Source organism: Actinomyces sp. 594 (assembly GCF_019325145.1).
Lineage (GTDB): Bacteria > Actinomycetota > Actinomycetes > Actinomycetales > Actinomycetaceae > Actinomyces.
In genome coordinates, this window is record NZ_PIZC01000014.1 from 6,015 (window position 1) to 11,086 (window position 5,072).

Consider the following 5,072-nt stretch of genomic DNA (forward strand, 5'->3'; position numbering starts at 1 on the left):
CGGCGAGCGCACGCGGCACCGTCGGCCGACTGCCAGGCGGGTGGCCGCGCAGTTCCTGTGGTCGCTCATGGTGGCGCGAGTCCTGCTGGGGCTGGAGAACGGCGACCTGCTGTCCATCGAGGCGTGGCTGACCCCGCGTGTCTGGCTGTATCCACTCTTCTTCGGAGTCATGGGCGTGTACTCCTACCTGTACTGGATGCGCCACCGGGACGACTGAGCACACCGCCTGGCGAGGCGGGGCGTGCTTGATGTCGGCGCCGGGCCGGTGGCGTCGGCAGGTTAGACGGCGATGAGGCGCAGAGTGGGGGTGACGGCGCGCAGGTCGCCCGGGTCCGAGGTCACCACCGCGTGGCCATGCTCGTGGGCGTGCAGTGCCACATGGACGTCGACGATGTCAGGGTGTCCGCTGCGGCGGCATAGCAGCCCCACCGCCCGCGCCGTCACATCGTCCAGCGGGATGACCTGAACCGCGGGGTCACCGAGCAGGCGGGCGACACGCGCTTGGCGGGGTCCTCCTCGCCAGGCTTGGGCGACGACGCCGGCGGGTACTGCCAGTGCCATCCCGGCCTCGGTCGCCCGGCGCAGCAGGGCCCGCATTCTGGCGTCGCCGCGCTCGAGCGCCAGCAGCGCCCCGGTGTCCAGGGTCAGGCCCGTGACCTCGACGTCCGTAGTCACGCCAGTCCGAGGGCGCGGTCGACCCAGGCCAGGTCGGCGTCGTCGACCTGGCCCAGCTCGCGGTCCAAGTCATCGAGCAGCTCGGTCAGGCCGTCTTCGCGCTCGGCGCGGGCGACCGCGGCGCTGATGTACCCGGACACCGACGCCGCCCGCCCCTGCGCAACCGCGCGCCGGATCGAGCTGACCTGCGCATCCGGGAGGCTTACCGCAATCTTCTGAGTCATACCAGAATCATACCGCTCGGGTCGGAATGCGGCAGCGGCATGACAGGCGGAGGTTGGCGTGAGGGGCGGTGTGAGGACGAGTACCGGCCTGCAATGGGTCGGCGCAGTCCTTGCAAAAAGGTTACAGGATGGGGCTGTGAATGCACACAAAACCCCGCATCCGCCCATGAATGCCCCGAATCTGGTTTGCAAGGCTTGCAACAAGCCGGGGTGTCGTGTGTAATGGGGGCGTCAGCGCCGTCGGGCGATGGGCCGCTTCGCGGTTCGTGACGCACGATTGGCAGCCGCTCTCTCCGGGCCTCGGTCCGGCAACTCCGTGTCCAAGGGAGGACAATCAATGCGACCCATCACCCGTCGCTCTATGCTCGGTGGCTCCGCGGCGGTCGCGCTCGCCGCGACTCTGGCCGCCTGCTCCAACGGGTCCGACTCCGGCGACTCCGGGACCGGCTCGGTCTACTTCCTGAACTTCAAGCCCGAGGCCGAGGAGGCCTTCAAGACCATCGCCTCCACCTACACCGAGAAGACCGGTGTCCAGGTCAAGGTCGTCACCGCCGCCTCCGGCACCTACGAGCAGACCCTGCAGACCGAGGTAGCCAAGTCCAACCCGCCCACGATCTTCAACATCAATGGCCCGGTCGGCCTGGCCACCTGGCAGGACTACGCGCTCGACATCTCGGACGCAGACTTCGTCAAGGACCTCACCGATCCGTCCATGGCCCTGACCGACGATGCCGGCACCGTCTACGGCTCCCCGCTCGCAACCGAGGGCTATGGCCTGATCTACAACGGCGAGATCATGGACGCCTACTTCGCGACGGACGGCGCCAAGGCCTCCTCCATCGATGAGATCAAGGGCTTCGACAAGCTCAAGGAGGTCGTCGAGGACATGCAGTCCAAGAAGGACGAGCTGGGTATCGACGGTGTCTTCGCCTGTACCTCCTTCACCCCCGGTGAGGACTGGCGCTGGCAGACCCACCTGGCCAACTACCCCATCTACTACGAGTTCAAGGACAAGGGCGTCACCGACACTCCTGACCTCGAGCTGACCTACTCGGACAATTACCGGCAGATCTTCGACCTCTACCTCAACAACTCCACGGTCGAGCCCTCTGCGCTGTCCTCCAAGTACGTTTCGGACTCGATGGCCGAGTTCGCCCTGGGCAAGGCCGCCATGGTCCAGAACGGTAACTGGGCCTGGTCCCAGATCTCCGAGGTCGACGGCAACGTCGTCAAGGAGGACCAGATCCACTTCATGCCGATCTACATCGGCGTGGACGGCGAGGAGGACTCCGGCATCGCGCTGGGAACCGAGAACTTCCTGTCGATCAACTCCCAGGCCTCCGAGGCGGACCAGCAGGCCTCCATCGACTTCCTGAACTGGCTGTTCATGGATGCCGAGGCCGCCAAGCTGCTCACCGACAACTCCGTGGTCTCCATGGCTCCCTACTCGGCCTTCGCCGAGCTCGCCCCTGCCGACCCGCTCGGCGCCGAGGTCGTGGAGTACATGAACAACGATGACCTGTACCCGATCAACTGGGTCTTCCAGACCTTCCCGAGCCAGGACTTCAAGGACCAGGTCGGCCAGCACCTGTCCCAGTACGCCTCCGGCGCCGAGGATTGGGACGACGTCAAGAACTACTTCGTCGAGGAGTGGCACGCCGAGAAGAGCGCCTGATTCTCCGCACCCCGACAGTGGCCGTCGAGTGGCCCTTGTAGGATCGTGAATTGACGACGGCGGCGCCCGGTGACACTGCCGGGCGCCGCCTGTCATTCCCACTCAACCGCGCTGTCGCCGCCCCCGCCTCCGTGAACCCCTCGAGACACACATGACCAAGTCGCTCAAGAAGTATTTCGTCGTCTTCACCGGCCCCACGCTGATCGCCTTCCTCATCGCGTTCATCGTGCCCTTCTTCATGGGCCTGTACCTGTCACTGACCAAATTCACCACGCTCACCAACGCCAAGTGGGTCGGCTTCGACAACTACCAGACCGCGCTGACCGGCAACACCGGCTTCGTCAAGGCGCTCGGCTTCACCGCCCTGGTCTCGGCCATCTCCATCATCACCGTCAACCTTGGAGCCTTCGCACTGGCTTACCTGCTCACCCGCAAGCTGCGCGGCACCAACCTGTTCCGCTCGGTGTTCTTCATGCCGAACCTGATCGGCGGCATCGTCCTGGGCTACACCTGGCAGGTCATGCTCAACGCGATTCTGCGCCACTGGGGTCAGACCATCGTCAACGACTGGCGCCTGGGCATGGCCGGCCTGATCCTGCTGATCAACTGGCAGCTCATGGGCTACATGATGATTATCTACATCGCCGGTCTGCAGAACGTGCCGCCGGAGCTGATTGAGGCGTCCCAGATCGACGGCGCCGGAAAGTGGATGACCCTGCGCCACGTCACCATCCCGATGGTCATGCCCTCCATCACCATCTGCCTGTTCCTCACCCTGGCCAACACCTTCAAGATGTATGACCAGAACCTGGCGCTGACCAACGGCGCTCCGCTCAAGCAGACGCAGATGGCGGCGCTGAACATCGTCGACCTGATGTACAAGCAGGTCGGTAAGCAGGGCATCGCCCAGGCGCAGGCCGTCATCTTCTTCATCATCGTTTCCGTCATCGCCGTGCTGCAGCTGCGCGCGACCCGCGCCAAGGAGGTTGAAGCGTGAGCACCGAGACCCTCGCCCCCATGGGCCCGACGGCCATCAAGCCGATGCAGCCCTCCAAGCCCGCCCGCCGCAAGCAGACGGCCGGTCAGAACCTGCTCACGGCCCTGCTGGCGGTGCTTTCGCTGATCTGGATCATTCCGCTGCTGTTCATCCTGATCAACTCCTTCAAGGGCAAGTTCTTCATCTCCGACTCGCCCTTCTCCCTGCCCACCGGCGAGACCTTCGCCGGGCTGAGCAACTACATCACCGGTCTGCAGCTGTCCGGCTTCGCCCGGGCACTGGGCTGGTCGCTGTTCATCACCGTCGGCTCGGTGGCGGTGATCGTGCTGCTGACGGCCATGACCGCGTACTACATCACCCGCGTCAAGACCTGGTGGACCTCCCTGATCTACTACCTGTTCGCCTTCTCCATGATCGCCCCCTTCCAGCTGGTCATGTTCCCCACCGTCAAGATCGCCGACGCGCTGGGCCTGGCGACGCCGTGGGGCATGATCATCCTCTACCTGGGCTTCGGCGGCGGCCTGTCCGTGTTCCTGTTCGCGGGCTTCATCAAGTCCGTGCCGATGGACATCGAGGAGGCCGCCTACATGGACGGCTGCACCCCGCTGCAGAGCTACTTCCGGGTGGTGATGCCGCTGCTCAAGCCGACGTCGGTGACGGTCGCGGTCCTGAATGCCATGTGGGTGTGGAACGACTTCCTCCTGCCGAACCTGGTCATCGGCCAGGACGAGCGCTACAAGACGGTCCCCATCGTCATCCAGATGCTCGTCGGCTCCAACGGCAACCGCGACATGGGTGCCCAGATGGCGATGCTGGTTCTGGCCATCATCCCGATCGTCGTCTTCTACGCCTTCGGCCAGAAGTACATCGTCGAGGGCGTCGCCGCCGGCGCCGTCAAGGGTTGAGCCGCCCACGTCATGTCCGGTTTCCTAAGACCCGACTCGGCCTTCTACCGGGCGTGGTCTGCGGCCGCCGACCTCGTCGTCGTCAACCTGCTCACCCTGCTGGGGTGCCTGCCCATCATCACCGCGGGCGCAGCGCTTACCGCCTGCGCCCGCGTGGTGATGGAAATGGCGCGCGATGAGGACACCTACACGGTGCGCACCTGGTGGCACTCGTTCCGCACCAACCTGGCCCAGTCGCTGGCCTGGTGGCTGCCGGCGCTCGCCGCGGCGGGACTGGCCGCCTGGATGAACCTGTCACTCTCCCAGCTGGGCGGTGCCGCCCTGACTGGTCTGGTCGACGCCGGGGCGCTGCTGATCGTCGCCGTCCTGATCTGGCTGGTGCCGCTGGTCGCCTTCTTCGACAACACCGTCGGCGCGCACGTGGCCAATGCGGCGCGCCTGGCCGTCGGGGCGCTCGGCCGCACCGCCGTGTGCCTGCTTCTGCTTGCCGTCCCCGTGATCGTGGTTGCCCTGCCCGGCGCCCGCGCCGCCGCCGGCTGGTTCATGGTGCTGCTCGGCGTCGCCTTCATCGGCTATCTCATGGCTCTGGTGCAGCG

The 5,072-nt window shown here is 65.6% G+C and carries 7 protein-coding genes; 5 read left to right on the forward strand and 2 right to left on the reverse strand.

The genetic code is table 11. The features are described 5' to 3' along the window. Nucleotides 1–217, forward strand: a 217-nt coding sequence (locus GZ998_RS02055; protein WP_219108675.1) for a hypothetical protein, incomplete at its 5' end; no start/stop codon positions are given. Between the two features lie 62 nt (nucleotides 218–279). Here GZ998_RS02055 and GZ998_RS02060 read toward each other — a convergent pair. Further along, the gene (locus GZ998_RS02060) at nucleotides 280–675 is read right to left on the reverse strand and encodes a type II toxin-antitoxin system VapC family toxin (protein ID WP_237564180.1); all 396 of its coding nucleotides are present in this window, start codon (nucleotides 673–675) and stop codon (nucleotides 280–282) included. Continuing rightward, the gene (locus GZ998_RS02065; protein ID WP_219108678.1) at nucleotides 672–899 is read right to left on the reverse strand and encodes a toxin-antitoxin system antitoxin subunit; all 228 of its coding nucleotides are present in this window, start codon (nucleotides 897–899) and stop codon (nucleotides 672–674) included. The genes GZ998_RS02060 and GZ998_RS02065 overlap by 4 nt, the downstream gene beginning before the upstream one ends. A gap of 337 nt (nucleotides 900–1,236) precedes the next feature. Between GZ998_RS02065 and GZ998_RS02070 the strand changes: the two genes are divergently transcribed. From GZ998_RS02070 to GZ998_RS02085, 4 genes are all read left to right on the forward strand, one after another. Beyond that, entirely contained in the window at nucleotides 1,237–2,574 is a 1,338-nt protein-coding gene (locus tag GZ998_RS02070; RefSeq protein WP_162679014.1) for an ABC transporter substrate-binding protein, read from the forward strand. Between the two features lie 151 nt (nucleotides 2,575–2,725). Then, nucleotides 2,726–3,571 (forward strand): carbohydrate ABC transporter permease, encoded by an 846-nt coding sequence (locus tag GZ998_RS02075; RefSeq protein WP_219108681.1) that lies wholly within the window; start codon nucleotides 2,726–2,728, stop codon nucleotides 3,569–3,571. A 44-nt stretch (nucleotides 3,572–3,615) separates the two neighbouring features. Beyond that, nucleotides 3,616–4,476 (forward strand): carbohydrate ABC transporter permease, encoded by an 861-nt coding sequence (locus GZ998_RS02080; RefSeq protein ID WP_238994271.1) that lies wholly within the window; start codon nucleotides 3,616–3,618, stop codon nucleotides 4,474–4,476. Nucleotides 4,477–4,488: 12 nt separating this feature from the next. Then, nucleotides 4,489–5,072, forward strand: a 584-nt coding sequence (locus GZ998_RS02085; RefSeq protein WP_219108684.1) for a DUF624 domain-containing protein, incomplete at its 3' end; no start/stop codon positions are given.